Annotated in this window: 20 protein-coding genes; 13 read left to right on the forward strand and 7 right to left on the reverse strand. The window is 65.2% G+C overall.

The genetic code is table 11. The features are described from left to right. Nucleotides 1-61: 61 nt before the first annotated feature. The 8 genes from WDM24_RS11550 (at nucleotide 62) to WDM24_RS11585 (ending at nucleotide 8,831) form a co-directional block, all read left to right on the forward strand. Nucleotides 62-1,102 carry an ABC transporter substrate-binding protein gene (locus tag WDM24_RS11550; RefSeq protein ID WP_338831294.1) on the forward strand — a complete coding sequence of 347 codons (1,041 nt, stop codon included), beginning with the start codon at nucleotides 62-64 and terminating at the stop codon, nucleotides 1,100-1,102. Further along, nucleotides 1,080-2,096, forward strand: a complete 1,017-nt coding sequence (locus WDM24_RS11555; RefSeq protein ID WP_338831295.1) for an ABC transporter permease — start codon at nucleotides 1,080-1,082, stop codon at nucleotides 2,094-2,096. Before WDM24_RS11550 ends, WDM24_RS11555 begins: the two co-directional genes overlap by 23 nt. Beyond that, complete coding sequence (locus WDM24_RS11560) at nucleotides 2,090-2,887, forward strand: ABC transporter ATP-binding protein (protein ID WP_338831297.1); 798 nt, start codon at nucleotides 2,090-2,092, stop codon at nucleotides 2,885-2,887. The genes WDM24_RS11555 and WDM24_RS11560 overlap by 7 nt, the downstream gene beginning before the upstream one ends. Next, a complete protein-coding gene (locus WDM24_RS11565) occupies nucleotides 2,881-4,050 on the forward strand; it encodes an acyl-CoA dehydrogenase family protein (protein ID WP_338831298.1) in 1,170 nt (389 codons plus the stop codon). The genes WDM24_RS11560 and WDM24_RS11565 overlap by 7 nt, the downstream gene beginning before the upstream one ends. A gap of 33 nt (nucleotides 4,051-4,083) precedes the next feature. Continuing rightward, on the forward strand, nucleotides 4,084-5,178 hold the full coding sequence (locus tag WDM24_RS11570) for an LLM class flavin-dependent oxidoreductase (RefSeq protein WP_338831299.1): 1,095 nt from the start codon (nucleotides 4,084-4,086) through the stop codon (nucleotides 5,176-5,178). Continuing rightward, nucleotides 5,175-6,116 (forward strand): ABC transporter substrate-binding protein, encoded by a 942-nt coding sequence (locus WDM24_RS11575; RefSeq protein ID WP_338831300.1) that lies wholly within the window; start codon nucleotides 5,175-5,177, stop codon nucleotides 6,114-6,116. Before WDM24_RS11570 ends, WDM24_RS11575 begins: the two co-directional genes overlap by 4 nt. A gap of 388 nt (nucleotides 6,117-6,504) precedes the next feature. Then, nucleotides 6,505-7,350: a CmcJ/NvfI family oxidoreductase gene (locus WDM24_RS11580; protein WP_338831301.1), complete on the forward strand. Its 846-nt coding sequence runs from the start codon at nucleotides 6,505-6,507 to the stop codon at nucleotides 7,348-7,350. Nucleotides 7,351-7,595: 245 nt separating this feature from the next. Continuing rightward, a complete protein-coding gene (locus WDM24_RS11585) occupies nucleotides 7,596-8,831 on the forward strand; it encodes an MFS transporter (protein WP_338832371.1) in 1,236 nt (411 codons plus the stop codon). 94 nt (nucleotides 8,832-8,925) lie between these two features. Here WDM24_RS11585 and WDM24_RS11590 read toward each other — a convergent pair whose 3' ends face one another. From WDM24_RS11590 to WDM24_RS11605, 4 genes are read right to left on the reverse strand one after another with little or no spacing between them, the layout of a single operon-like run. Next, entirely contained in the window at nucleotides 8,926-9,690 is a 765-nt protein-coding gene (locus WDM24_RS11590; RefSeq protein WP_338831302.1) for an anti-sigma factor, read from the reverse strand. Continuing rightward, on the reverse strand, nucleotides 9,687-10,214 hold the full coding sequence (locus tag WDM24_RS11595) for an RNA polymerase sigma factor (RefSeq protein ID WP_166297971.1): 528 nt from the start codon (nucleotides 10,212-10,214) through the stop codon (nucleotides 9,687-9,689). Before WDM24_RS11595 ends, WDM24_RS11590 begins: the two co-directional genes overlap by 4 nt. Then, nucleotides 10,211-11,668 carry a YncE family protein gene (locus WDM24_RS11600; RefSeq protein ID WP_338831303.1) on the reverse strand — a complete coding sequence of 486 codons (1,458 nt, stop codon included), beginning with the start codon at nucleotides 11,666-11,668 and terminating at the stop codon, nucleotides 10,211-10,213. Before WDM24_RS11600 ends, WDM24_RS11595 begins: the two co-directional genes overlap by 4 nt. 13 nt (nucleotides 11,669-11,681) lie before the next feature. Further along, the gene (locus tag WDM24_RS11605) at nucleotides 11,682-12,146 is read right to left on the reverse strand and encodes a DUF305 domain-containing protein (RefSeq protein WP_338831304.1); all 465 of its coding nucleotides are present in this window, start codon (nucleotides 12,144-12,146) and stop codon (nucleotides 11,682-11,684) included. A 266-nt stretch (nucleotides 12,147-12,412) separates the two neighbouring features. Between WDM24_RS11605 and WDM24_RS11610 the strand changes: the two genes are divergently transcribed. From WDM24_RS11610 to WDM24_RS11620, 3 genes are all read left to right on the forward strand, one after another. Then, on the forward strand, nucleotides 12,413-14,065 hold the full coding sequence (locus WDM24_RS11610; RefSeq protein ID WP_338831306.1) for a hydantoinase B/oxoprolinase family protein: 1,653 nt from the start codon (nucleotides 12,413-12,415) through the stop codon (nucleotides 14,063-14,065). A gap of 7 nt (nucleotides 14,066-14,072) precedes the next feature. Further along, on the forward strand, nucleotides 14,073-16,112 hold the full coding sequence (locus WDM24_RS11615; protein ID WP_338831307.1) for a hydantoinase/oxoprolinase family protein: 2,040 nt from the start codon (nucleotides 14,073-14,075) through the stop codon (nucleotides 16,110-16,112). Nucleotides 16,113-16,382: 270 nt separating this feature from the next. Next, the gene (locus WDM24_RS11620; RefSeq protein ID WP_166297967.1) at nucleotides 16,383-17,615 is read left to right on the forward strand and encodes an ABC transporter substrate-binding protein; all 1,233 of its coding nucleotides are present in this window, start codon (nucleotides 16,383-16,385) and stop codon (nucleotides 17,613-17,615) included. Between the two features lie 174 nt (nucleotides 17,616-17,789). Here WDM24_RS11620 and WDM24_RS11625 read toward each other — a convergent pair whose 3' ends face one another. Next, the gene (locus tag WDM24_RS11625; protein WP_338697902.1) at nucleotides 17,790-19,004 is read right to left on the reverse strand and encodes a mandelate racemase/muconate lactonizing enzyme family protein; all 1,215 of its coding nucleotides are present in this window, start codon (nucleotides 19,002-19,004) and stop codon (nucleotides 17,790-17,792) included. A gap of 256 nt (nucleotides 19,005-19,260) precedes the next feature. Next, complete coding sequence (locus tag WDM24_RS11630) at nucleotides 19,261-20,520, reverse strand: amidohydrolase family protein (protein WP_338831309.1); 1,260 nt, start codon at nucleotides 20,518-20,520, stop codon at nucleotides 19,261-19,263. A 153-nt stretch (nucleotides 20,521-20,673) separates the two neighbouring features. Between WDM24_RS11630 and WDM24_RS11635 the strand changes: the two genes are divergently transcribed. Together WDM24_RS11635 and WDM24_RS11640 are read left to right on the forward strand one after the other, a co-directional pair. After that, on the forward strand, nucleotides 20,674-21,093 hold the full coding sequence (locus tag WDM24_RS11635) for a nuclear transport factor 2 family protein (protein WP_338831310.1): 420 nt from the start codon (nucleotides 20,674-20,676) through the stop codon (nucleotides 21,091-21,093). Nucleotides 21,094-21,370: 277 nt separating this feature from the next. After that, the gene (locus tag WDM24_RS11640) at nucleotides 21,371-23,932 is read left to right on the forward strand and encodes a fused MFS/spermidine synthase (RefSeq protein ID WP_338831311.1); all 2,562 of its coding nucleotides are present in this window, start codon (nucleotides 21,371-21,373) and stop codon (nucleotides 23,930-23,932) included. Between the two features lie 209 nt (nucleotides 23,933-24,141). On the opposite strand, the gene WDM24_RS11645 is transcribed toward WDM24_RS11640, so the two are convergent. Further along, nucleotides 24,142-24,900, reverse strand: coding sequence for a GntR family transcriptional regulator (locus WDM24_RS11645; RefSeq protein WP_338831312.1), 759 nt, complete (start codon nucleotides 24,898-24,900; stop codon nucleotides 24,142-24,144). Nucleotides 24,901-25,018 lie beyond the last annotated feature (118 nt).

Raw genomic sequence — 25,018 nt, forward strand, 5'->3', positions numbered from 1 at the left:
GCATCATTTGCGCGTTGCTTTGAGTGCAATAGCGCCGGAGAAATCCGCTTTTTCTAAAACCATGAGCTTCGAACGACGGGGCGCGCCGATCGGCGCCTATAGCGCGCAGGCCTTCGCGCCGCGGGCAATCACGCCGGCGATCGACTTCTCGGAATTCCCGATCTGCAAGACCGCCTCCGATGCGCCGCCGTTATCAGGCGCGCCGCGCAAGCTAAAGCTGTCCTGGAACGCCGGCGCGGTCTGCCTCGCGCCGCTGCCGGTCGCGATCGACCACGGCTTCTTTCAGAAGCAGAATCTCGACGTCGAGCTCGTCAACTATTCCGGCTCGACCGACCAGCTGCTGGAGGCGATCGCCACCGGCAAGAGCGACGCCGGTCTCGGCATGGCGCTGCGCTGGCTGAAGCCCTTGGAGCAGGGCTTTGACGTCAAGATCGCCGCCGGCACCCATGGCGGCTGCATGCGCGTCCTGACCCGCATCAGTTCCGGCGTCGACAAGCTCGCCGATCTCAAGGGCAAGATCGTCGCCGTCGGCGACCTCGCCGGGCCCGACAAGAACTTCTTCTCGATCCAGCTTTCCAAGCTCGGCATCGACCCGGTCAAGGATGTCGACTGGCGCGCCTATCCTGGCAATCTGCTCAATGTCGCGGTCGAGAAGGGCGAGGTACAGGCCTTCCTGTCGTCGGACCCGCTGGCCTATCTCTGGCTGAAGGACGCGCAGTACAAGGAGGTCGCCTCCAACCTCGACGGCGAATACCGTGACAAGAGCTGCTGCATCGTCGGCCTGCGCGGCAGCTTGGTACGGGAAGAGCCTCACGTCGCGCGCGCCATTACCCAGGCGCTGCTCGATGCCGCGATGTTCACCTCGCAGAACCCGGACAAGGCGGCAAAATCGTTCCAGCCTTACGCGCCGAAGGCGGCGAGCCTCGCCGATCTCGAGGCGATGGCGCGCTACCACACCCATCACCATCACCCGACCGGCGAGGTGCTGAAGCGCGAGCTCAAGGGCTACGCCGACGATTTGAAATCGGTGCAGGTGTTCAAGCAGAGCACCGACACCGCCAAATTCGCGGAGCGGATCTATGTCGACGTATTCAGTGTCTGACGCGACGGCCGTGGCCGCGCCGCGCGCCGCGGTCACGTTCTCAAACCTCTCCGGCAGCTATGGCGTCGGGCTCGCGGCGAGCCTCGTCTGGCTCGCCTTCGGCCTGTCGTGCCTGTATTGGCCGGATGTCGGCGACTGGTCGCGGACCTCGTCGCTAGGCATCGGCGCCATCGTCATCGCGGCCTTCATCCTGTTCGGCACCGTTGCCGCCGATTATCTCGGCAGCGCCGGGCAGGCGCTGCGCAAGCGGGCGCCCTGGCTGGTGGCCTTCGGTGCATTCGTGACGTTGTGGGAGGTCGCCACCGCGAAATTCGCCTGGCTGCCGCTGCCGTTCTTCCCGCCGCCGCAGTCGATCCTGGAAGTCTATACCGACGATCTGCCAAAACTGCTCGATAGCGTGTTCGCCTCGATCAAGCTGCAGCTCGGCGGCTACATCATCGGCGCGACCGTCGGCTTCATCACCGGCGTCTCGATCGGTTGGTCCGAGAGGATCGGCTACTGGGTGCACCCGGTGCTGCGCTTCATCGGCCCGCTGCCGGCCACCGCCTGGCTGCCGATCGCCTTCTTCACCTTCCCGTCGAGCTGGAGTGCCTCGACCTTCCTGATCGCGCTTGCCACAGGCTTCCCGGTGACGGTGCTGACCTGGTCGGGCGTGGCGAGCGTCAGCAGTGCCTATTACGACGTCGCCCGCACGCTCGGCGCCAAGCCGTCGTTCCTGGTGCTGAAGGTCGCGATCCCTGCGGCGCTGCCGCACGTGTTCGTCGGCCTGTTCATGGGGCTCGGCTCGTCCTTTGCCGTGCTCGTTGTCGCCGAGATGATCGGTGTCAAGGCCGGGCTCGGCTGGTACCTGCAATGGGCGCAGGGCTGGGCGGCGTATTCCAACATGTATGCCGCGCTGATCGTGATGTCGCTGCTCTGCTCCGGCGCGATCACGCTGTTGTTCCGCACCCGTGATCGCCTGCTGGTCTGGCAGAAGGGCGTCGTCAAATGGTAGTGCAATCCGCCGCCGAGGCGATCACCTATCCCGCCGTCGGCGCCGAGCTCGACATCGAAAGCGTCAGCCATGCCTTCGACATCGATGGCGCGATGCTTCCCGTGCTCGACAATGTCAACCTCGCGATCGCGCCGGGCGAGTTCGTCGCGCTGCTCGGCCCGTCGGGCTGCGGCAAGTCGACCTTGCTGCGGCTGGTGGCAGGGCTCGAGAAGCCGCGCAGCGGCACGCTGCGCGAGGATGAAGCTCGCATCACCGGCCCGCATCCGTCACGCGTCGTCGTGTTCCAGGATCCGACGCTGTTTCCGTGGCGCTCGGTCTGGGACAATGTGGCGCTCGGACTTGAGGCGCAGGGCATCCTGAAGGCGCAACAGCACCGGGTCGATGCCGTGATCGAGCTGGTCGGCCTGTCGTCGTTCCGCAACGCCTATCCGCATCAGCTCTCCGGCGGGATGGCACAGCGCGTGGCGCTGGCACGCGCGCTGGTTAACGATCCGAAGATCCTGGTGCTCGACGAGCCGCTCGGCAAGCTCGATTCGCTGACGCGGATCGCGATGCAGTCCGAACTGGTGGCGCTGTGGCAGCGCAAGGGCTTTACCACGCTGCTGGTCACCCATGATGTCGAGGAAGCGCTGGTGCTCGCCAACCGCGTCATCGTGCTTTCCGACCGGCCGGCGCGGATCAAGGCCGATATCGCTGTCGCTCGGCCGTATCCGCGGCATCGCGGCGATCCTTATCTGGCCGAGCTGCGCAAGCAGATCCTCGGCCTGCTCGGGCTGGAGGCGACATGGTGACAGCGGCCAAGGAGCTGCCGCCGCCGAACGAGCCGGAGCATATCGCGCGCGCGTTGCGGCTCGCCGAGGTGTTTGCCGCGCGTGCGCCCGCGCATGATCGTGACGCCAGCTTCCCGTTCGAGAATTTCGTTGACCTTTCGCGCGAAGGCCTGCTGGCGCTGACCGTGCCCGCGGCGCTCGGCGGCGGCGGGGCGGGCGCCCGCGACGCCATCCGCGTGCTCGGCATCATCGGCAAGGCCGACCCGTCGACCGCGCTGGTGCTGTCGATGCATTACATTCAGCATCTGGTGATGGCGCGCAGCACGCGCTGGCCGGGACGGCTGTCGCGCAAGCTCGCCAGGGAGACGGTCGAGGGCGTGGCGCTGATCAACGCGTTGCGCGTCGAGCCCGAGCTCGGCTCGCCCGCGCGCGGCGGCCTGCCGGCGACGACGGCGCGCCGCACCGAAACTGGCTGGCGGCTGACCGGCCGCAAGATCTATTCGACCGGTGCGCCGATCCTGAAATGGTATTCGGTCTGGGCGAAGACCGACGAGGCCGAGACCCGTGTCGGATTGTTTCTGGTTCCCGCCGGTTTGCCGGGAACGTGGATCGAGGAAACCTGGGACCATCTCGGCTTGCGCGCCAGCGGCAGCCACACCGTGATCTTCGACGACGTGGTGTTTCCGCTGGATTACGAGATCGACGTCCGCAAGCCCGACGACTGGAAGGTTCCTGACGTCACCCATGCGACCGTGCACGCGATCTTCGTCGCCGCGATCTATGACGGCATCGCCCGTGCGGCCCGCGACTGGCTGGTCAAATTCCTCAGGGAGCGGGTGCCCGCCAATCTCGGCGCGCCGCTGGCGACATTGCCGCGCATGCAGCAGGTCGTCGGCGGGATCGAGGCGCGGCTTGCGGTCAATGCCCGCCTGATCGACAGCTTTGCCGCCGATTTCGATAACGGCTTCCAGCTCTCCGCGATCGAGTCTAACATCATCAAGCTGACGGTGACCAATAACGCCGCAGCAGTGGTGGAGGATGCCTTGTCGCTGACCAGCAATCACGGCCTGTCGCGAACCAATCCGCTGGAGCGGCATTACCGTGACGTGCTGTGCGGCCGCGTCCATACCCCGCAAGACGATGCCACCCGTGTCTCCGCCGGACGCTTCGCGCTGGGCGTCTGAAAACAATAGCCAACAACAACGGAGTTCCACGTCATGCCGGTCGAGTTCATCGGCTTCATCACCAACAACAATGCCTCTGAGACCATCGTCCGATCAGGCCCGGTGCTCGATCCGCCCTATATCGAGACCGTCGCCAAGGCGCATGAGCTCGCCGGCTTCGATCGGGCGCTGCTGGCATTCCACTCGACGACGCCGGACGCCTTGCAGGTCGCGCAGCATGTCCTGACCATCACCAAGCAATTGAAGGTGATGATCGCGCAGCGCCCGGGCTTCACCGCGCCGACGCTGCTGGCGCGCCAGCTCGCGACGCTGGACCAGTTCTATGGCGGCCGCGTCTCGCTGCACGTCATCACCGGCGGCAACGCCATCGAGTTGCGCCAGGACGGCAACACGCTCGACGACAAGGACGAGCGCTACGCCCGTACCAGCGAATTCCTCGACGTGGTACGGCTGGAATGGACCAGCGAGAAGCCGTTCAACTACAGCGGCAAGTACTACAACGTCGAGAACGGCTTCTCGCAGGTGAAGCCGTTGCAGAAGGGCGGCATCTACACCTTCGTCGGCGGCGGCTCGGACGCCGCGGTCGAGGTCGCCGGCAAGCACGCCGATACCTTCGCGTTGTGGGGTGAATCCTACGCCCAGGTGCGCGACGTCACCGCGCGGGTGCGTGCGGCCGCCGCGAAACACGGCCGGCCGACGCCGCGCTTCAGCCTGTCGGTGCGGCCGATCCTGGCCGACACCGAAGAGAAGGCGTGGGCGAAGGCGGAGCATATCCTCGAGCGCGCCACCGCGCTGCAGGACCAGACCGGTTATCGCCGCCCCAATCACGCGACCGACGGCGCCAAGCGGCTGCTGGCGCTCGCCGATCAGGGCACCCGCATCGACAAGCGGCTGTGGACCGAGATCGCAAAGCTCACCGGCGCGAACAGCAACACCACCGCGCTGGTCGGCACGCCCGAGCAGGTCGCCGAGGTGTTCGGCGACTACTACGACCTCGGCGTCAGCCACTTCCTGATCCGCGGCTTCGATCCGCTGGTCGATGCCATCGACTACGGCCGCGAGCTGATCCCGCTGACCCGCAAGCTGATCGAAGCCCGCGACCAGCAACGTGGGATCGCCGCCGAATGATCCGTCTCATTGTCGCGGCGGCGCTTGCGCTCGCCGCCATCGACGCGGCCTTCGCGCAGACCACGCTGCGCGTCGGCGACCAGAAGGGCAATTCGCAGGCCGTGATGGAAGCAGCCGGCGTATTGAAGGACGTTCCCTACAAGATCGAATGGAAGGAGTTCGCCGCGGCGGCGCCGCTGCTGGAGGCGCTCGGGGCGGGTGCGATCGACACCGGCCTGGTCGGCGATGCGCCGTTCACCTTTGCCGCCGCCGCGAAAATTCCGGTCAAGGCGATCGCGGCTGTCAGGCAGTCGCGCGACGGGCTCGCGATCGTGGTGCCGGAGAATTCTGCGATCAAGAGTTTTGACGATCTGCGCGGCAAGAAGATCGCAACCGGCCGCGGCTCGATCGGCCATCAGCTGATCCTGGCGGCGCTGGAATCCAAGGGCTGGCAGGCGAGCGACGTGCAGATCGTGTTCCTCGCACCGTCGGACGCCAAGGTCGCCTACACGCAGGGCTCGGTCGACGCCTGGTCGACCTGGGAGCCCTATGTCAGCCAGGAGGAGGTGCTGTTCAAGTCGCGCCGCGTCATCACGGCCGACGGCATCACGCCCGGCCTCGGCTTCCAGGTCGCAACGCCGGATGCGATCAAGGACAAGCGCGCCCAGCTCGAGGATTTCGTGCGCAGGCTGGCGGCCGCGCGCGCCTGGTCGCAGAGCAATGTCGAGGGGTACGCGGCGACCTGGGGCAGGCTGATGAACATTCCGCCCGCAGTGCCGCTGAACTGGCTGACGCGGGCCAAGATCCGCATCGCGCCGATCGACGACGGCGTGGTGGCCGACGAGCAGAAGACCATCGATCTCTACGACCGCTGGGGCCTGATTCGGCAGAAGATCGACGCCGCCGACATCGTCGACCGCTCCTTCGCCGCGGCGGTGGAGAAGGGCGCTGGGCTATAGCGCGCGCACAGGCGGTACGGGTGATCACGCACAATTCGCGATGCAGACTGTTCCGTCACCCTGAGGAGCCGCGAAGCGGCGTCTCGAAGGGTCGACGGCCACGGACGGGGGCCACGCATCCTTCGAGGCTCGCTACGCTCGCATCTCAGGACGACGTGGTGAGATGCCTGCCGCCGTTTCGCTGCGCGCTCACTCCCGTGAGCAGATACCTCCGTTAACGAATCCGTGATCCCAGAATGTCCATTCGTTGACCGACGGCGCTGCGACAAGGATTTTCCCCGTTCGGCGCCTTCCAAAACCGCAACATTGCTATTTTCGCCGCGGCCTTGCCGCACCCACCGGCGCTGCCAAGATCAAAAGCACGAACAATCGAGTCCGGGAGATCACCATGGGCCTTCAACAAACTCGCATCGAGTCGCTGCCGTTTGTGACCGCTGAACTGAACTATCTCGCGCCGACGCCGGGCAAGCCCCGGACCTACGCTTTCGATCCGCCGCCCGGCGAGCCCAAATCCACCGCGCTGCCCGAAGCCCACAATGTCCCGATCTTTGACGGGCGCCTGATCGCCGACAGTTTCTCGCTCGACCGCGAGGGCTTTGCGCTGGTCAAGCATCCGACCAGCGTGAAGGACTATTACGACGACAACGAAGTCCGCAACGTCTACTACCCCGCCGTCGAAGCCTTCCTGAAGGCGACGCTGAAAGCGGACCGCGTCTTCATCTTCGACCACACCGTGCGCAAGCGCGTCCAGGGTGCGGCGGATATCCGCGGCGGCGGACCGCGCCAGCCCGCGACCCGCGTCCATGTCGACCAGACCGCCATCTCCGGCCGCAACCGCGTCTTCGAGCATCTGCCCAATGAAGCCAACGAGCTCGTCAAGGGCCGCGTCCAGGTGATCAATCTGTGGCGTCCGATCCGCGGTCCGCTGCGCGATTCACCGCTCGCGATGGCCGACGGCACCACGGTCGCGCCGGAGGATCTGATCGCCTCCGACCTGATCTATCCGAACCGCAGCGGCGAGACCTATTCGGTGAAGTACAATCCGAACCATCGCTGGTTCTACATTCCCGAGATGACGCCGGACGAGGCGATCCTGCTCAAATGCTACGACTCGGCGACCGACGGCCGCACCCGCTTTGGGCCTCACACGGCGTTTGTCGATCCGACCACGCCGGCGGACGCCGCGCCGCGCGAGAGCATCGAGCTGCGCACGCTGGTGTTCCATAAGCAGTAAGGGCGAAGTGTAACCGCGAGCTAGGTGCGCTCCCTCTCCCGCTTGCGGGGGAGGGTTGGGGTGGGGGCTCTCTCCGCGAGTCGTTCGGTGGAGAGAGCCCCCACCCACATCGCATCTGGCGATGCGATGTGACCTCCCCGCAAGCGGGAGAGGTAAAGTTGCACTGCCTCTAAAGTTGGCACCTCGCATCCAATAATGTTACGCCCTCCCGAAAGCGCTCAGGGAAGAGGCGATTCGTGGATGGCGTGGTGACGAAGGAAGAGGCGGGGATCGGTTTCCGCGCCCTGGTTCTTGCGCTTCTGGCGTTGGCCTCCGGCCACATGCTGTCGACGCTGCTGCGCACGATCCCGGCGATCAGCCTCGATCTGATGGCACGGGATTTCGGCACCTCGCCGCAGGCGCTGGCGAGCCTCACCTCGATCTATCATTTCTCCTTTGCCGCCTCGCAAATCCCGGTCGGCGCCGCGATGGACCGTTTTGGCGTGCGGCCGGTGTCGCTCAGCCTGCTTGCCGGTACCGTGGTCGGAACGCTGGTCTCGGCGATTGCGATGGGACCGGCGAGCTTCGTGCTCGGGCAACTGATGCTCGGCGTCGCCACCTCGGGCATGCTGATGTGCCCGATGACGCTTGCGGCCAAGCAGATGTCGGCGGCGAAGTTCGGCCTGTGGTCCGGCCTGATCCTCTCGATCGGCAATATCGGCATGCTGTTGTCGGCGAGCCCGCTGGCCTTCGTGGTCGATCAGTTCGGCTGGCGCGCCGGCTTCTGGGTTTCGGCCGGTTTCGGCATTGCGGTGCTGATCGCGGTGTTCGCGCTGGTGCCGCGGCAGCCGGCAGCGCATGCGGACGATTCCTCGCCGCTGCAGCAGATGGCCGAGGTGCTGCGGCTCGGCCTGTCGCGCGGCCTGCGCGGATTGATCGCGTTATCGCTGGTCTCGCTCGGCGCCTCGCTGGTGCTGCGCGGCTTGTGGGGCGGACCGTGGCTGATGGATGTGAAGGGGTTGAGCCGCATCGAGGCCGGCAATGTGCTCGGCCTGTTCACGCTGGCGATGATCGTTGGACCGGCCTGCATCGGCGCCTTCGATCGCAAGTTCGGGCACCGCCGCGCCATGGTGGCATCAACGCATGCCGTTGCCGCGCTGCTGCTCGTGCTTATGGCGGCCGGCGCGCCGCATTTTCCGCTCTCCAACCAGCTCGGCGTTGCCGTGATGCCGTCGCAATATGATCTGGTGCTGCTGATCCTGATCGGGCTCGCGACCTCGGCGCAGCCGCTGATCTACGGCATGACGCGGCAACTGGTCGACGCCCAGAACACCGGCAAGGCGCTGTCGTCGGTCAATCTCGCCTTCTTCCTCGGCGCGGCGCTGCTGCAATCGAGCACCGCCGGCGTCGCGGCGCTGTTCGGATTGCCGGCGGTGCTGCTGTTCATTGCGGGCGCGCTGGTGATCGGGATCGTGTTGTTCCTAGTTTACACCAGACCTTAGAGCATCGGTCCTGATTGGATCAGAACCGATGCTCCAGTTTTTGTTTGACGCGTTTTCTTCACGCGAACCGGCGTCCACTTCGCTCGAAAACGCTTTAGATCGTCTGCGCCTGCTTGCGGATTTCGTCGGCAAGCGGTTTCAAGGCATCGAGCCCGCGCGGCCCCACGAGGCTATAGCCGGTGCCATCGTCAGCCCAGGACAGGCCGGCGACGTCACCGCCCGAATGCGGGGCCATCGGTGCGTTCTTGTCTGAGGTCATCGGACGGGTCAGGACCACAAGCCGGTCGCCGCGATCGTCGTCATACATGAACATCGCCGCAGGGCCGTGCGCGGTCGGCACCACGCGTCCGCCCATGAAGCGATAGCCCGACTTCGTCAGGTCCGGCAGCTTGACCGGCTGACGCAACCGGTTGGAGACCCATTGCACAAGCTCGGCGCTGTCGCGCAGTTCGACTGGCCGCGTGCGATCGGAGGCGTACACCTTGTAGGAATCGCTCGCTTCCTCAGCGAGCGCTGCAATCCCGCCGGCTGGCGCCAGTGTCGCGCCACGGATCACCCAGCCGCCGAGGCCGCCGATCGAGATCATCAGCATGGCCGCGATGGCCCAGCGCCATGACGAGGGACGGCGGCGCCGGCTCTCGATCATCCTGGCGAGGTTGAGCTGCGGCGGCAGCGGCTCCTCGGCAATCGGCAGCAATGCCGATCGCAAAAGGTTACGCTCACCGGAGTAGGCTTCTATTCGCCTGGCCACATCAGGATGCTTCTCCAGATAGGCGCCGACTTCGGCCTCGCGCTCCGGTTCGAGCGCGCGATCCACATAGGCGTGCAGATCGTCTTCGGTAATGGGTCGATTGCTCATGTCCTGTTCCGCAATTGCACGACATTATGTTCCGGATGGCCTGACGTTCCCTCCAGCTCGTGATGCAGCCGCTCGCGGGCGCGCGCCAGGCGCGACATCACCGTGCCGATGGGCACACCCAGCACCTTGGCGGCGTCGGCATAGGACAAGTCCTCGACGCCGACGAGCAGCAGCACTGCACGCTGGTCATGCGGAAGCCTCGCGAGCTTCGCCATGACATCGCGATACATCACCTTATGCTCCTGTTCCGCCTCCTGACCGAATGTGTCCTCGTTGGTTTCGTCGATCGCGACATGGACGCCGCGCCCCGTTGCGCGGCGAAACTGGTTGATGGCGAGATTATGCAGGATCGCGAACAGCCACGGGCGCGGATTGTCCGACCGCCGCTGCTCCCAGTGAATGACGGCGCGTTCGAGGCAGTCCTGCACCAGGTCGTCGGCCGCCGCGTGATCGCGGACCAGGGCCCGCGCATACCGCCGCAAGGCGGGTATCAGCGGCTCGACCAGGCGCAGCATGTCGTTCATGGCGTTTGCACCTGGATGACCGCGCCGAGCTTGGCCGGTTCGCCTGACGTGATGACGAGATAGCGTCGTTCGGCCTTGGCGGCGCTTTGCACGATCTGGCGGATCGGTCCCGTGACGTTGACGATGGCGGAGCCGGCGGGATTGGTCATGAAGGCCGCCAGAGGCTCCACCGATCCCATGCCATCGGCATGGTCGGCCCATCCTAGCACGTAGCGCTGCTTGGGTTCGAGCCCGGTGACCGATGCCTGCAGCACCTGGATCAGCCCCTGATCGAACAGCGAGACGCTGGTCGGCGGCTTGTCGCCGTTGGCGTTCTTCTTCGGCGCGAGTGCGAGGTGGGCGGCCTGGCCGGCGATGCCGAGCGCCTGCAGGTTCTGGCGGTCATCCGGATTTGGCGCGGCGTTCGGCACATAGGCGATCGCCTGGGGTGCCTGGCCGATCGGGATGTTGGCGATCACCTTGTTGGTCGCGGTGTCGATCGCGGCCAACGCATCGGCATTCTCGAGACCAACATAGATCCTTGTGCCGTCGCCGGACGGCCAGACGCCATGCGGGAGATTGCCCACGGGAATGGTCGCGACCTCCGAGAAGTCGTCGGTTCGAAACACCTTGACCTGGTTGGTGCCGCCGATGGTCACATAGGCGAAGGTGCCTTTGGAGGTCTTCGCGAAATTGACGTGATTGGTGATCGGGCCGGTGTCGATGGTCTTGATCGGATTGAACGGCGGCTTGGCGTTGAACACCTGCGTCTTGCCGGTATCCTTCAGCGTGAACCACACCTGCTCGCCATCCGGGGTGGCCGCGATGTTCGGGCAGAACGGGCTTTCCTGCTTCACCTTCGCCACGATCTGGTGATCGGCCACCGAGACCACGTCGGTCTCCGGATTGAACGACGAGCAGATGTAGCCGTACTTGCCGTCCGGCGAGAAGATCTGCATGCCCGGTCCGGCTGGCACCTCGATCCGCATCGTTTCCTTGAACGTCTTTGCGTCGATCACCGAGATGTAGTTTTCGCCGCGAACGGTGACCCAGACCTCCTTGCCGTCGGGCGTGAAGAAGGCCTCGTGCGGCGAGCGCCCGACGTAAGTGGTGTGCTTGACCGTGTTGGTTGCTGTGTCGATGAAGGTCACCGAGTTGGAGCCGATCGAGACCACCGCGAGGGTCTGGTGGTCGGGCGAGTAGCCCATGCCGTGCACCAGCACCTGGCCCTTGTAGAGCGGGCTGAAATTGCCCGGCTGCGGATCGCCGAGCCGGATCACGCCGAGCAGCTTGTTGTCGACCGGATCGGTGACGGACACCGTGTTCGAGAACTGCTCGGCGGCATAGACGCGGTCGTGATGGCTGATCGCCATGTCGGGCGAGGATGCCGCGCCCGGCGCCTGTCCGGCGAAGGCGGAGGTCGATATCGCCAGCACGGTCGTGGCCAGCAGGCACTTCAGGACTTGACGGTTCATCGTTCGAAAACTCCTAGTTCTTCATTCCGTGGGACATGTTCATGTGATCGTGAGCCGCGGCGGGCGCCGGGCTCGGTTGTGTCGGCGCGGGCGCGGATGCCGTCACCGGGTCACCGATCGCAAGTTTCATGGCGTCGATCTCCTGCTGCTGCTCGACGATGATCTCCTGCGCGATCCGGCGCAGTTGCTCGTTCTTGCCGTAGCGGAGCTCGATCACGGCCATGTCGATCGCGCCCTGATGATGCGGCGCCATCATCGCAACGAAATCGCGATCGATATCGCCGGTCGGCTTGGCGGCCATGTCATTCATCATCTTGGTCATCGCGGCATCGTTTTCCGCGAGGAAGGCGCTCTCCTCAGTCGACTGCGCGGTCTGGTCCGGATGATGGGCGTCTTGCGCGTATGCAGCGGCGGCAAAGGCGAGCAGGACGGACGCGCCGAGCGGCACGAGAGCGGATCTGAAGGATCGAGGAAGCATCTACGTTTACCCTGGGGTTGTCGGGGAAGCCCGAGCGGTCCGGCCTCGGGCCGGCTTGCATGGGTGGGACGCAGCAGCGTGAGTTCTATTCCGTCGCCCGGTGGTTTCTTCTCGATCACGACTTGCTGATCGACGGAATGACGCGCTGCGGCCGAGCCGGCCGGTTTGCGATCGGCAAGCCGCTGGCTATAAGAAGGAATTCCGGTTCCGGTCGGCCGGTTCCCCGATCCTCCCTGCGCAAGCCCCCCGCGCCAACAAGGGCCAAGATGTCCGCCAAGATCGATCCGATCACCCGCTCCGTCGTCCAGCACCGCCTGTCGTCGATCGTGAAGGAAATGGGCGAAGCCATGCTTCGCACCTCCTATTCGCAGATCCTCAATTCCAGCCGCGATTTTTCGCTGGCGATCTGCGACACCGGCGGGCGGCTGATCGCGCAGGCCGATCACATCCCGGTGCATGTCGGCGCGTTGCCGTGGGCGACACTCGCGGTCGAGGAACGCTTCAAGGATGTCGCCCCGGGCGATGTCATCCTGCTCAACGATCCCTATCAGGGCGGCAGCCATTTGCCTGATCTCACCGCCTTCGTGCCGGTGTTCGACGGCGGAAAAAGGCTGCTCTGGACCATCGTGCGTGCGCATCAGAGCGACATCGGCGGCGCCACCCACGGCGCCTACAATCCAGCCGCCACCGAGATCTATCAGGAAGGCATTCGCATTCCGCCGATCAAGCTCTACGAGGCCGGCAAGCCGCGCGAGGATCTGCTCGACCTTCTGGCGCTCAACATCCGCAACCCCAGGGAATTCCGCGGCGACCTCGCCGCGATGCTCGGCGCCGCACATCTCGGCGAGCGTCGCGTCTCAAAGCTGTTCAGCGAGTTCGGCGCCGAGACGGTCGAGGCCGCGATCGAGGCCATTCTCGACGCCACCGAGCAGCAGACCCGCGCCGTGGTGTCGACCTGGAAGGACGGCGTGTTTTACGGCGAGGCGCTGCTCGACGATGACGGCCACGGCCGCACCGACATCAAGATCGCGGCTAAAGTGACCAAGAAGGGCAGTGACATCGAGGTCGATCTCACCGGCTCCGATCCGCAATCGACCAGTTTCGTCAACTCCTCGCACGCCAACATGCAGGCCGCGGTCGCGATGGCCTTTGCCTATCTGATCGATGCCGACATCCCGAAAAACACCGGCGCGCTGCGGCCGCTGAAGGTGGTGGCGAAGCAGGGCACGATCGTGTGGGCTGATCCCGGCCGTCCTGTGACCTTGTGCACCAGCCATCCTTCCAACGAGATCGTCGAAGCGATCATCAAGGCGATGTCGGCGTCCTGTCCGGACCGCGTGATGGGCGGCTGGGGCCGGAGATTCCGCATCGCGATCCAGGGCGAAGACCCGCGCAACGGGCGCAACTTCATCTGGCACATGTTCCAGGCGCGGCCCGGCGGCGGCGCATCGCCCGGCGGCGACGGCTATTCCTCGATCGGCGAGTGGCACTCGGTCGGCGGCCTGAAGTTCGGCAGCATCGAGGTCGCCGAGGTGCGCTTTCCCCTGCATTTCCGCCAGCACGAATTCCGGCCGGATTCCGGCGGCGACGGCCAGCATCGCGGCGGCCTCGGCGTCGCGCTCGACATGGTGTTGGAGACGGCAAAGCCGGCCAAGGGTAACACCGCCGGCGACGGCGCGCGTCACGGTCCCTGCGGCATGCTCGGCGGCAAGGACGGCGAGCCGCATCATTATCGTCTCTTGTCGGAGGGCCGCGAGCCGCGCGTCCTGAAGACCAAGGAGGTCGGCATCGAGCTGCGTCCCGGCGATTGCCTTGAGGTCCGCTCGTCCGGTGGCGGCGGCTGGGGGCCGCCGGAGAAGCGCTCGGCGGAGGCGCGGGCGCGCGATGTCGCGCAGGGTCTGGTTTCGAAAGCGGTATAGGGCAGCGATGTACACGATTGGGGTTGACGTCGGCGGCACCTACACCGACCTGGTTGCAACTGACAAAACCGGGCGCACGGTTTTCGCGAAATCACCGTCCACGCCGGCCGATCAGTCGATCGGCGTCATGGCGGGACTGGAAGAATTGGCGCGTCGGCTCGGCGTGACGCGCGCGGCGATGCTGGCCGCGACCGATCGCCTGGTGCATGGCACGACGGTTGCGACCAACGCGCTGCTGGAACGCAAGGGCGCCAGGGTTGCGCTGTTGACCACCGAGGGCCATCGCGACGTCGTCGAGATGCGCGAAGGGCTGAAGCCGGATCGCTATGATCTGCGTACGCCGCCGCCCGAGCCGCTGGTGCCGCGCGAGCGCCGCTTTGGCGTGCGCGAGCGGCTGAAGGCCGACGGCAGTGCCGCGGTTGCGCTGGATGCCGCAGCCCTCGGCGATGTCATCGCCGAGGTGAAGCGATCGGGCGCGAACTCGGTCGCGGTCTGCTTCCTGCACGCTTATCTCAACCCGGCGCATGAGCTCGCTGCGGTCGAGCGGCTCGCCAGCGAGCTGCCCGATGTCAGCGTGTCGCGCTCCAGCGACGTGCTGCCGCAGATCAAGGAATATGAGCGCGTCTCGACCACGATCGTGAATGCCTATGTCGAGCCGACGGTACGGCGCTATCTCACCAATCTCGAGCGCAGCCTGCATGAGGCCGGTTTTGCCGGCTCGCTGTTCGTAGTGCTGTCGCATGGCGGCATGGCGCCGGTGGAAGAGGCCTCGCGGCTCGCTGCGGGCACCGTGCTGTCGGGCCCGGCCGGCGGCATCTCCGGCAGCCGCCGCTGCGCGGAGATGCTTGGGATTCCCGACCTCGTGCCGTTCGACATGGGCGGCACCTCGACCGACATTTCGTTGATCGCAGACGGCGAGGCCTCGCTCTCGGCCGACGGCATGCTGGCGGGTCAGCGCATCGCGCTGCGCAGCCTCGATATCGCCAGCATCGCGGCCGGCGGCGGCTCGATCGCCGGTGTCGACGGCAGCCGCACGCTGCGCGTCGGCCCGGAGAGCGCAGGCTCGGTGCCGGGCCCGGCCTGCTACGGCAATGGCGGCCTAGCTGCCACCGTCACCGACGCCAATGTCGTGCTCGGTTATCTCGATGCCGCCGCCTTCATGGGCGGCGCGCGCCCGCTCGATCGTGCGGCCTCGGAAGCGGCCGTCGATCGGATCGCCGAAGCGCTGGAGCTGTCGCGGATCGAGGCCGCCGCCGGCATCTACAAGATGATCAATCTGAAGATGGCCGACGGCATCCGCCTGATGACGCTGCGCCGCGGCGTCGATCCGAGGCGCTTCGCGCTGCTGAGCTTCGGCGGCGCCGCCGGGATGCATGCCGCCGAGGTCGCGCGCGAACTCGAGATCAAGCGCATCATCGTGCCGACGGTTGCTTCGGTGCTGTCGGCCTGGGGCATGCTGACCAGCGATCTGCGTTACGAGGTCAGCCGCACCCACTACGGCGCGGGGCGGATTTCCGCCGGCGAGGTGCGGGCGCTGTTCGCGGGGCTGGAAGAGCAGGCGGCCGGCCGGCTGCGCGACTGGTTCAAGGGCGATATCGCAATCGAGCGCTCGGCCGAGGTGCGCTATGGCGAGCAGGTGTTCGAAATCGACGTGCCGCTCGGCGACCTCGATCTCGGCGCCGCCGACCTTGTGGCGCAGATCGAGGAGCGCTTCCATCGCCGCCACGAGGAACTCTACACCTATGCCTCGCGCGGGCAGGAGGTGGTGTTCGTCAACGCCCGTGTCGCTGCGGTCGGCAAGGTTGCGCGCGGCGGCGGCGATGTCGGCCAGGCTACGTCAGCTGTGCCCTGCGCGCCGCGCGGCAAGCGGCAGGCCTGGCTCAGTGCCTGGCGCGAGGTGCCGGTCTATGCGCTCGACGATCTCAAGCCCGGCCATTCGCTGGCCGGCCCGGCTGTTATCGAGGCCGAAACCACGACGGTTCTGGTCGGCGATGGCGACCGCGTCGCGGTCAACCCGCTCGGCTGGCTCGACATAACATTGCGCTGATCGCCATGCGGGAACTGCGCTCCCTCTCCCGCTTGCGGGGGAGGGTTGGGGTGGGGGTCTCGCCACGAGTCGGACGGTTTTTATGCGGAGAAAGCCCCCACCCGGATCGCATCTTTGATGCGATCCGACCTCCCCCGCAAGCGGGAGAGGTGAACCGCGCCCTTGGCTTGCTCCGCCATCAACATTTCATTTTCCCGGCATTGCCTTGGGCGATAAGGTCGCGTCCTCGGGAGGGAGCGCCGGCCGTGGCCGGCGTTTGTGGCGATGTTGATGCAAACAAAAAGACAAACCGCGCGTTCGATATTGCTCGTCCTCGCCGCGATGATCGCGGCGGCGCCGCTCGCCGCGCAGCAGGCGCCCGAAGCGGCCGGCAGCGAGATCCGCGTCGGCAACGTCATGCCGTATACCGGGCCGCTCGCTGCGTTCGCCACCATCGGACGGGCGGAAGCGGCCTATTTCGACATGGTCAACGAGCATGGCGGCATCAACGGCCGCAAGGTCAAGTTCGTCTCGGTCGATGACAGCTCCAATCCGAAGACCGCGATGGAGCAGACCCGCGATCTCGTCGAGAAGCAGGATGTGCTCTTGATGTTCGGCTCGTTCGGCACGCCGAGCAACCTCGCCGTGCGAAAATACCTCAACGAGAAAAAGGTCCCGCAGCTGTTCGTCGCCTCCGGTGACGAGGAATGGGCGCATCCGAGGACGTTTCCCTGGACCATGGGCTGGCAGCCGACCTTCCGCGCCGAGGGGCGGATCTACGCCAACTACATCCAGGCCGCCTATCCGTCACGCAAGATCGCGGTGCTGTGGCAGAACGACCAGTTCGGCCGCGATCTGTTCAGGGGATTGCAGGAGGGCCTCGGCGACACCGCCGGCATGATCGTCGCCGATCTTGCCTTCGACGCGTCGGAGACCAGGATCGAGAACCAGCTCGGGATATTGAAGGACTCCGGCGCCGACATCCTGGTGTTCGACGGCGCGCCGGCGATCGCGGCGCGCGCGATCCGCATCGTGGCCGGGATGGATTGGCATCCGGTGTTCATCCTCGACAATGCGTCGGCCTCGATCGCCAGCGCTTTGCAGCCGGCCGGCCTGCAGAATTCACTCGGCGTGATCTCGACCTCGTTCCTCAAGGACGCCGGCGACGCCTCCTGGAAGGACGATCCGCATATCAAGGCGTGGTCCGACTTCATGGACAGATATTTCCCCGACGGTGGCAAGGACGACATCTACGCCATGTTCGGCTATGCCGCCGCCGATACGCTGCACCAGGTCTTGCGCCAATGCGGCGATGATTTCTCCCGCGAGAACATCATGCGGCAGGCAGCCTCGCTGAAGGACTATCAAAGCCCGATCGCGCTGCCGGGGATCGTGATCAACACCGGGCCGAAGGATTTCCGCCCGATCAAGCAGATGCGGCTGGTGCAGTTCGACGGCAACGCCTGGCAGCCGATCGGCGACGTGGTCGACAGCGCGTTCACGGCTGTCAGGGATGATAATTGAGGCGCGGTGATTGAGGGTTGCGTCGTCCCGGCGAAGGCCGGGACCCATTACCCCAAGTGCTCGTTGTTAGGCGACGCTAGGGCCTCGATCCCTTTCACAACCAACGCCTGTGGTTATGGGTCCCGGCTCCCGTGCGCAATTGCGCACTAGGCCGGGACGACGGCGTGGAGAGAGTTACTTCTTCAACCCATAATTCAACAGCCCGCCCTTGTTCTTCGGCGGATGCGCGCGCAGGCCTTCCTCGTTCGGCTCGGTGCCCCAGCCCGGGCGATCCGGAATCACGAGATGACCGTCGATAAACTCCGGCACGTGGGTGAACAGCTCATGGTCCCAGGCCAGGCGGTCGATATCGGTCTCCATGATCCGCAGGTTCGGCACCGCGGCGCAGAAATGCGCGTTCATCATGGTGCAGAGATGGCCGTAGAAATTATGCGGCGCGACGTTGACCTCGAAATGCTCGGCGGCCGCGGCGATCTTCATTGATTGCCACACTCCGTTCCACGGCGTGTCGATGATCGCGACGTCCATCGCCTGCTCGGTGAAGTAGGGCAGGAATTCGCGTAAGCCCAAGAGCGTCTCGCATGACGAGATCGGGTGCGGGCTCTGGCGGCGGATGTAGCCGAGCGCCTGCGGGTTGAAGGTGTCGATCTCGACCCAGAACATGTCCATCTTCTCGATCGCGCGCAGGATCTTCAGATAGCCTTCGGTCTTGGCGTTGAAGTTGAGGTCGAGCAGGAGATCGACATCCGGCCCCGCGCCGTCGCGGATCGCCTCCAGATGCATGCAGAGATTGCGCAGCACATTGCGGTCGACATTGATCTCGGGCTGGAACGGCGCGCCGAAGCCGGGGCGCCAGCCTATCGGCTTGCCGTCGGTGTAGACGAAGATGTTGGTCTTCATCGCCGAGAATTTCTTCTCGCGCACCTCGGCCCCGATCGCTTTGACGCCGTCGAGATCGGTAATCGCCGGCTTGTACCAGTCGGGATGATTGATGCGCCAGGTCGCGCAATGCGACCAGTAAACCCGCACGCGGTCGCGGATCTTGCCGCCGAGCAAATCGTAGCAGGGCACGCCGAGCGCCTTGGCCTTGACGTCGAGCAGCGCGTTCTCGATGGCCCCGAGCGCCAGCGCCACCACGCCGCCGGCGGCGGGACGCGTCGCGGCAAACAGCTCGACATAGATACGCTCGTGCTCGAACGCGTTCTTGCCGATCACGCGCGCCGACAGCCGCTCGATAGCCGCCGTGACGCCGGGCGCGCCAAAACCCTCGTCATATTCGCTCCAGCCGACCAGCCCGTCTGACGTCGTCACCTTGACGAAGTGATAATTCCGCCAGCCGGCATCGCAGGCGAGCGTTTCGACGCTTTTGATTGTGGCTGATATGCTCATGGTTTCCTGCCCGGCATGTTGTTGGTGTTGAGAGATACCAACAACGGATCGGCGGACGCGTCAATTCGCGCCAGGGCAGGGCGACAATGCGCATAGGTTGGTGCTGCGACATACGATCGCTTGCACGAGCCAGCTCACTCGATCCGTCACCCTGAGGAGGCCGCGCAGCGGCCGTCTCGAAGGGTCGACGGCCCGGCTTTCGCAGTACGGATAGGGCGGGGCCGTGCATCCTTCGAGGCTCGCAAGAGCTCGCGCCTCAGGATGACGGGGAGAGTTTGGTGCCCGGCCGAAACAGCGTCGGCTTTTGCCGTTCGAACGTCTTGCGGCCGCGCCTGAAGCCCAAGAGCACGTCGGGCAGTTCGGCGATCGCGTTGGTTGCGCTGTCGGTGTCGAGCACGACGATGTCGGCGGGGTTGCCGACCGCGATGCCGTAGTCTTTCAAATTCATCAGCCGCGCCGGCAGCTCGGTGACGAGATCGAGGCAGGCATCGAACTCGCCGATCCCGGCATGGGCGGCATTGGCATAAAGATTGGCCATCCGCAGAAGCGATGCATCGCCGAACGGCGTGAAGGGGTTTTGCACATTGTTGGTCGCGACCGAGCACAGCACGCCATCGGCGACCAGCCGGTGCGCCGCGGTGAGGCCGCGCGGGGCATTGTGGGTGGCATCGCGCCCCATCAGATAGAGGTCGGTCGCCGGCAGCACGGTGACCGCGACGCCGGCCGCGGCGAGGCGCGCGCTCGCCGCCTTCAGCCGCTCGGGCGGCAACGCGGAGAGTTTTGTCGCGTGCCCGATCGCGACGCGCCCGTGATAGTTGCGCCGCTCGGTCTGCCGGCAGACCTCCTCCATATGCCACCAGGACGGATCGAGGTCGAAATCGAGATGCAGGTCGACATCGATATCGAACTGCTGCGCCAGGTCGAAGATGCGCGCGATCTGCGCGTTCGGATCGCTGTCGACATAGGGGCAGCCGCCGATCGCCTCGGCGCCGTCGTTGAGCGCCGCGACCAGCAGCTCATCAGTGCCGGGATCGTTGGTCAGGCCTTCCTGCGGGAAGACACAAAGAGAAAGATCGAGCGCCCAGGCATAGTCGCGCTTCAGCGCCTTGACCGCTTCGAAGCCGCGCAGCCCGATCCGCGGGTCGATCTCGACATGGGTCCGCATCCGCGTGGTGCCTGCGGTGATCGCGCGCTCGATCACTTTTGCGCCGCGGGCATAGACGTCATCGACCGTGAAGTCGCGCTTCATCGCCGCCACCGCACGGATGGCGTCAGCGACGCCGGCATGGTCGTGGCCGCAGCGGCCGAGCAGGCAGGCCTTGTCGAGGTGGATATGGGTGTCGACGAAGCCGGGCAGCGCCAGCCGTCCCGCGAGGTCGATCTCGGCGGCCTCGCAGGAGAGCTGCGGCGCGATCGCGGCGATCCGGCCGTCAGCGATGCCGATATCGACCGTCGACGCGGAGGTGCGCGTCACGGCATGACGGAAGACCAGGTCGAAGGCAGGTTTCGCAATCATCGAGAGCAGATTTCAGGTTGGTCGCAGCCTAGCGGAAGGGCAGGGAAGCGGCAGCACCAGATTGTGTGCAGTTTGTCGGTCAGATTGTCCAAAAAATATGCATACACTTTGGCGACCAGATTGTAGAGTTTTACGAATTCCTGGAGACCCGCCATGTCAGTCACCGCCAAAGCCGATGCCCGCCCGCTGTCCGATGCCGAGATCGTCGAAGCCTACTTGACCGCGTCCATGGTCCCCGATCCCGACGCGGCGGCGGCCTATATGAAGCCCGGCACGGTGATTACCTTCACCGGCGGGCGCGAGTTCGACCATCCGCGCGGGCCGACCGGCTTCAATGCCAAACGCTATCGCTGGGTGAAGAAGCGGATGGACCGCTTCGACGTCTGCCCGGGCGCAGGCGAGACCGTGGTCTACAGCGTCGGCACGCTCTACGGCGAATGGATCGACGGCACACCGTTCGAAGGCAACCGCTATGTCGACCGCTTCGTGGTCAGGGGTGGCCAGATCGTCAAGATGGACGTCTGGAACGACAGCGCCGAGCGGATCCTAGTGCAGCGGGGGATCGAGGGGTAGGCGGCAAGCGCGCCTCATCTCGGTCCGTCATCCTGAGGTGGCCGCTTCTTCAGCGGCCCTCGAAGGATCGACGGCCACCAGCGGGGCCGTTCATCCTTCGAGGCTCGCTCCGCTCGCACCTCAGGATGACGGGGATACAGCGAACCTCGTCGTTAGCGCCGCACCACCTTCGGCAGCTTCACCATCCGGTCTGCACCCGCCTCGTCCGCCGCCCCATAAGGGCAATATTAACCGCATCTGCCTTACCTGTTCTCCCGTTCAGCGGGAGAGCCGTCCAGTGCGCAATCGTGATGGTGTTCGAGACACCATAGGCCTGAAGAGCCGGATTCTGGTCACGGCGATCTTTCTGGCATCGGGCGCGGCATCCCTGATCCTTCAGGTTCTCTGGTTCAAGCAACTGCAATTCGTGCTGGGAAGCGCCACCGTCTTGGTCAGCGTCACGGTGGCAAGCTTCTTTTTCGGTCTCTCGCTGGGCAGCGCGCTCGGCGGCCGGATCGCCGACACTGTCAGCCGCCCCCTGAAAATCTACGGCTTCCTCGAACTCGCCCTCGCAGTCGTTTCCCTGGCGGTGACCGCGTTCCTGTCGCACTGGTCGACATGGGTGGGCTGGCTGTCGCCGATGCTGGACCTGGAGTCGCCATTCCGGCTGCCTCTGATGGTCGCGCTGTCGCTCGCCATCCTGTCGCTGCCGACGATGTTGATGGGCGCGACCCTGCCGTTCCTTGTGAAATTCCTGACCCGCACCCAAACCGACCTCGCCAATCGCATCGGCCTGCTCTACGGGTTCAACACCCTGGGCGCCGCTATCGGCACGCTCGTTGTCGGCTTTGTCCTGATGGGCCTCTGGGGGATCACGGGATCGAGCCTGGTTGCCGCGGCGCTGTACATCTGCGTCGGCGGCGTGGCCCTCGTAGTTGCGCGCAACGCAAGCCCGCTGTCGCCGGTCACGGCAGCAGCGCCGGTGCAAACCGAAGGGCGGGAGCACGGCAGGACGTCCATCCTGATTGCGATCTTCGCGTGCTCCGGTTTTGTGTCGATCGCTTATGAAGTCGTCTGGTTCCGCTTCCTGACCAATGTCAGCACCTCGAGCGTTTTCGCTTTCTCGGGCATGCTCGGCGTTTACCTGCTGGGCCTGGTGACCGGTGCGCTGATCTGCGCCAGGCTGCTCGCACCCCGCAAGGATCAATTGCTGCGCTACTTCGCCGTCACGCAGTTGCTGATCGCGGTTGCGGCCACGCTCACCGTCGCAATCCTCGGCAAGGCGCGTACTGTGGGAGCAGTGCTGTCTCCCATCGTGTCGGGCCTGCTCCCGGTCCCGGTGCAGGAGCTTTTGGGCGGTGACGTTTCATTCTTCCTGATCTGCGCCGTTGCCCTGCTGCTGCCGACCACGCTGATCGGCATCAGTTTTCCGCTGGCCAGCGAATTGACCGTGATGCAGATGAGCGCGCTGGGCCGCAGAATAGGCACGCTCTACGCCTTGAACACGATTGGTGGCGTGCTGGGCTCGCTGGCGGCGGGATTCCTTCTGATCCCCTACCTGGGCAGTCAGGGGGCGCTCACCGCACTGATTGTCCTGAACGTCCTGCTGTTTGCCGCGACGACCGTATCGCAACCGGGTCTTCTGAGAGAAGGCAGCCTGTGGCGGCAAGGGACGATCGCCGCAAGCGTCATCGCCGTCGCGCTGCTGCTCCTCACGCCACACTATCTGGAACATGTCCTGACCGCGATCGAAGGCGCTGATGTACTCGAGCTGCGGGAAACCCGGCAAGCGACATTTGCGGTGGTCGAGTATCGCGAAAAGGCGGCGGGGACTTACCAGCAATTGGTGGTGAACTCGAAAAGCTACGCCAACAACCGTCCCGAGGGCAGACGCTACATGGCCGCGATGGGGCACTATCCCATTCTGCTGCACCCCGGCCCGGTTGAAACGGCTGTCGTGATTTGCATCGGGACCGGCACCACGGTTGGTGCGGTCAGCACCCACAAGGAATTAAAATCCATCGACGCGGTCGACCTGGCCTCGACGGTTTTCGAGTTCGCGCCGCATTTCGTGCCGATCAACCAGCAATTCTATCAGAATCCCAGGGTTCATCAGATCGTCGCGGACGGGCGCCACTTCCTGCTCGGGACCAAGGAAACATTTGACGTCATCACCCTCGAGCCACCGCCGCCCCATGACGCCGGCGTCATCAACCTCTACACCGAGGAATTCTATGCGCTGGCAAAGCAGAAGATGCGCCCCGGCGGCGTTCTCGCGCAATGGGTGCCGCTGGATTTCAACCGCGGCATTCTTCCGAAGATGATCCTCAAGGCCATGATGGGCCAGTTCAAGCATGTCTCGCTGTGGTTGCCGTCCAGAATGGAAGGCGTGGCGATCGCTTCCGATGAACCCTTGAACATCGATCCTCGCGCGCTCGCGATGCGGATGTCCGCGCCCGCGGTGGCTGAAGACCTGACCGCAAACGGCCTGCGCTCGCCCGAGGATTTTCTGGCGACATTCATCGCCGCTGATGAAAAACTCGCGGCCTTTGTCGGGGATGTGCCGAGCCTCACGGATGATCGGCCGCGCCTCGAATATTATAACTGGTATCCGCTGAGTTCGATCAGCGTGGACGAATTGAAGCGTCTCCGCGAGCCGGTCGAAGACTATCTTGCCCCTCACTCCATCGACGAGGCTCGTCTCGACGCCGCGCGCACGGTGGCCGACGCGATTCTGGATGAGCACAAAGCCACGGCTGACGGCGACAAATCCGCCGCCCGTGCAGCGCTTCGCCTGGCCGTCAAGCTGCAGCCGGACAATTCCTATGTCGGCTTCCTGGACCGCAAGCTGCGGGAGTGAGCAGGCGGCCTCCGGGTGACGACCGCCGAGCGGATTTTGGTGCAGCGGGCGATCGAGGTGTAGGAGGCGCCCACTCTCTCCCCGTCATCCTGAGGTGGCCGCTTCTTCAGCGGCCCTCGAAGGATCGACGGCCACCGGCGAGGCCGTGCATCCTTCGAGGCTCGCAAGGGCTCGCACCTCAGGATGACGGCGATAGAGCGCAGCAGTCGTCAGCGCCGCGCCGCCTTCGGCAGCCTCACCACCCGATCGCCGGTCGCCTCATCCGCGTAGGGCGCCAGAATATCCAGCAGGTCCCGCCCGCGCTGCGGGCTCGGCGCGACCAGCGCGCGGGTGGCGACGGAGTCTAGATGGTGGTGCATCAGCTCCATCACCTTGGCGACGTCGCCCTTCACCAGCGCCGCGATGATCGCGCGGTGCTCGGTGATCGCGCATTCGGTTGAATGCGGCCGGCTGTACAGCGACAGCGTCAGGCAGCAGCGATAGGCGACTTCGCTGACATAACGCACCAGGATCGGGCTGTTCGTCATCTGGGCGAGCAGGATGTGGAATTCGGTGGCGAGCCGGATCGAGACCGCGTCGGTGCCGTCGCGGGCGCGATCCTCGGCGTCGATATGGGCGGTGAGCTCCGCGACCTGCGCCTTGGTCAGCTTGCCCGCGAGCTGCCGCACCACCAGCCGCTCCAGCTCGATGCGGATGTCAAACGCATCGCGCGCCTCCTGCCAGCTCGGCGTCGCCACCACCGCGATGCGGTTGCGGCGCAGCTCGACCAGGCCTTCAGCGGCCAATTGCCCGAGCGCGTGTCGCGCAATGGTGCGGCTGACGCCGAAACGCTCGCCGAGCGAATCCTCGGGCAGTTTTGCGCCGGGCTCCAGCGCCTGCTCGATGATCGCCCGCCGCAGCGCGCGGCAGATCACGCTGACCTTGTCTGACGATTCAGCCGTCTTGCTGCTGCCGGCGCGTCCCGCCATTGCCGCGAATCCCTCTTCAAAGGTGCTTCGAACGCCTGTTTATCATACCGGCGAAACAATCGGGCGCTCGAATTGCATGCAGTTTGGGCCGCCGATTGCCTAAAAGGAATCCCGCGCT

This window comes from Bradyrhizobium sp. 27S5, assembly GCF_037217225.1.
Lineage (GTDB): Bacteria > Pseudomonadota > Alphaproteobacteria > Rhizobiales > Xanthobacteraceae > Bradyrhizobium > Bradyrhizobium septentrionale.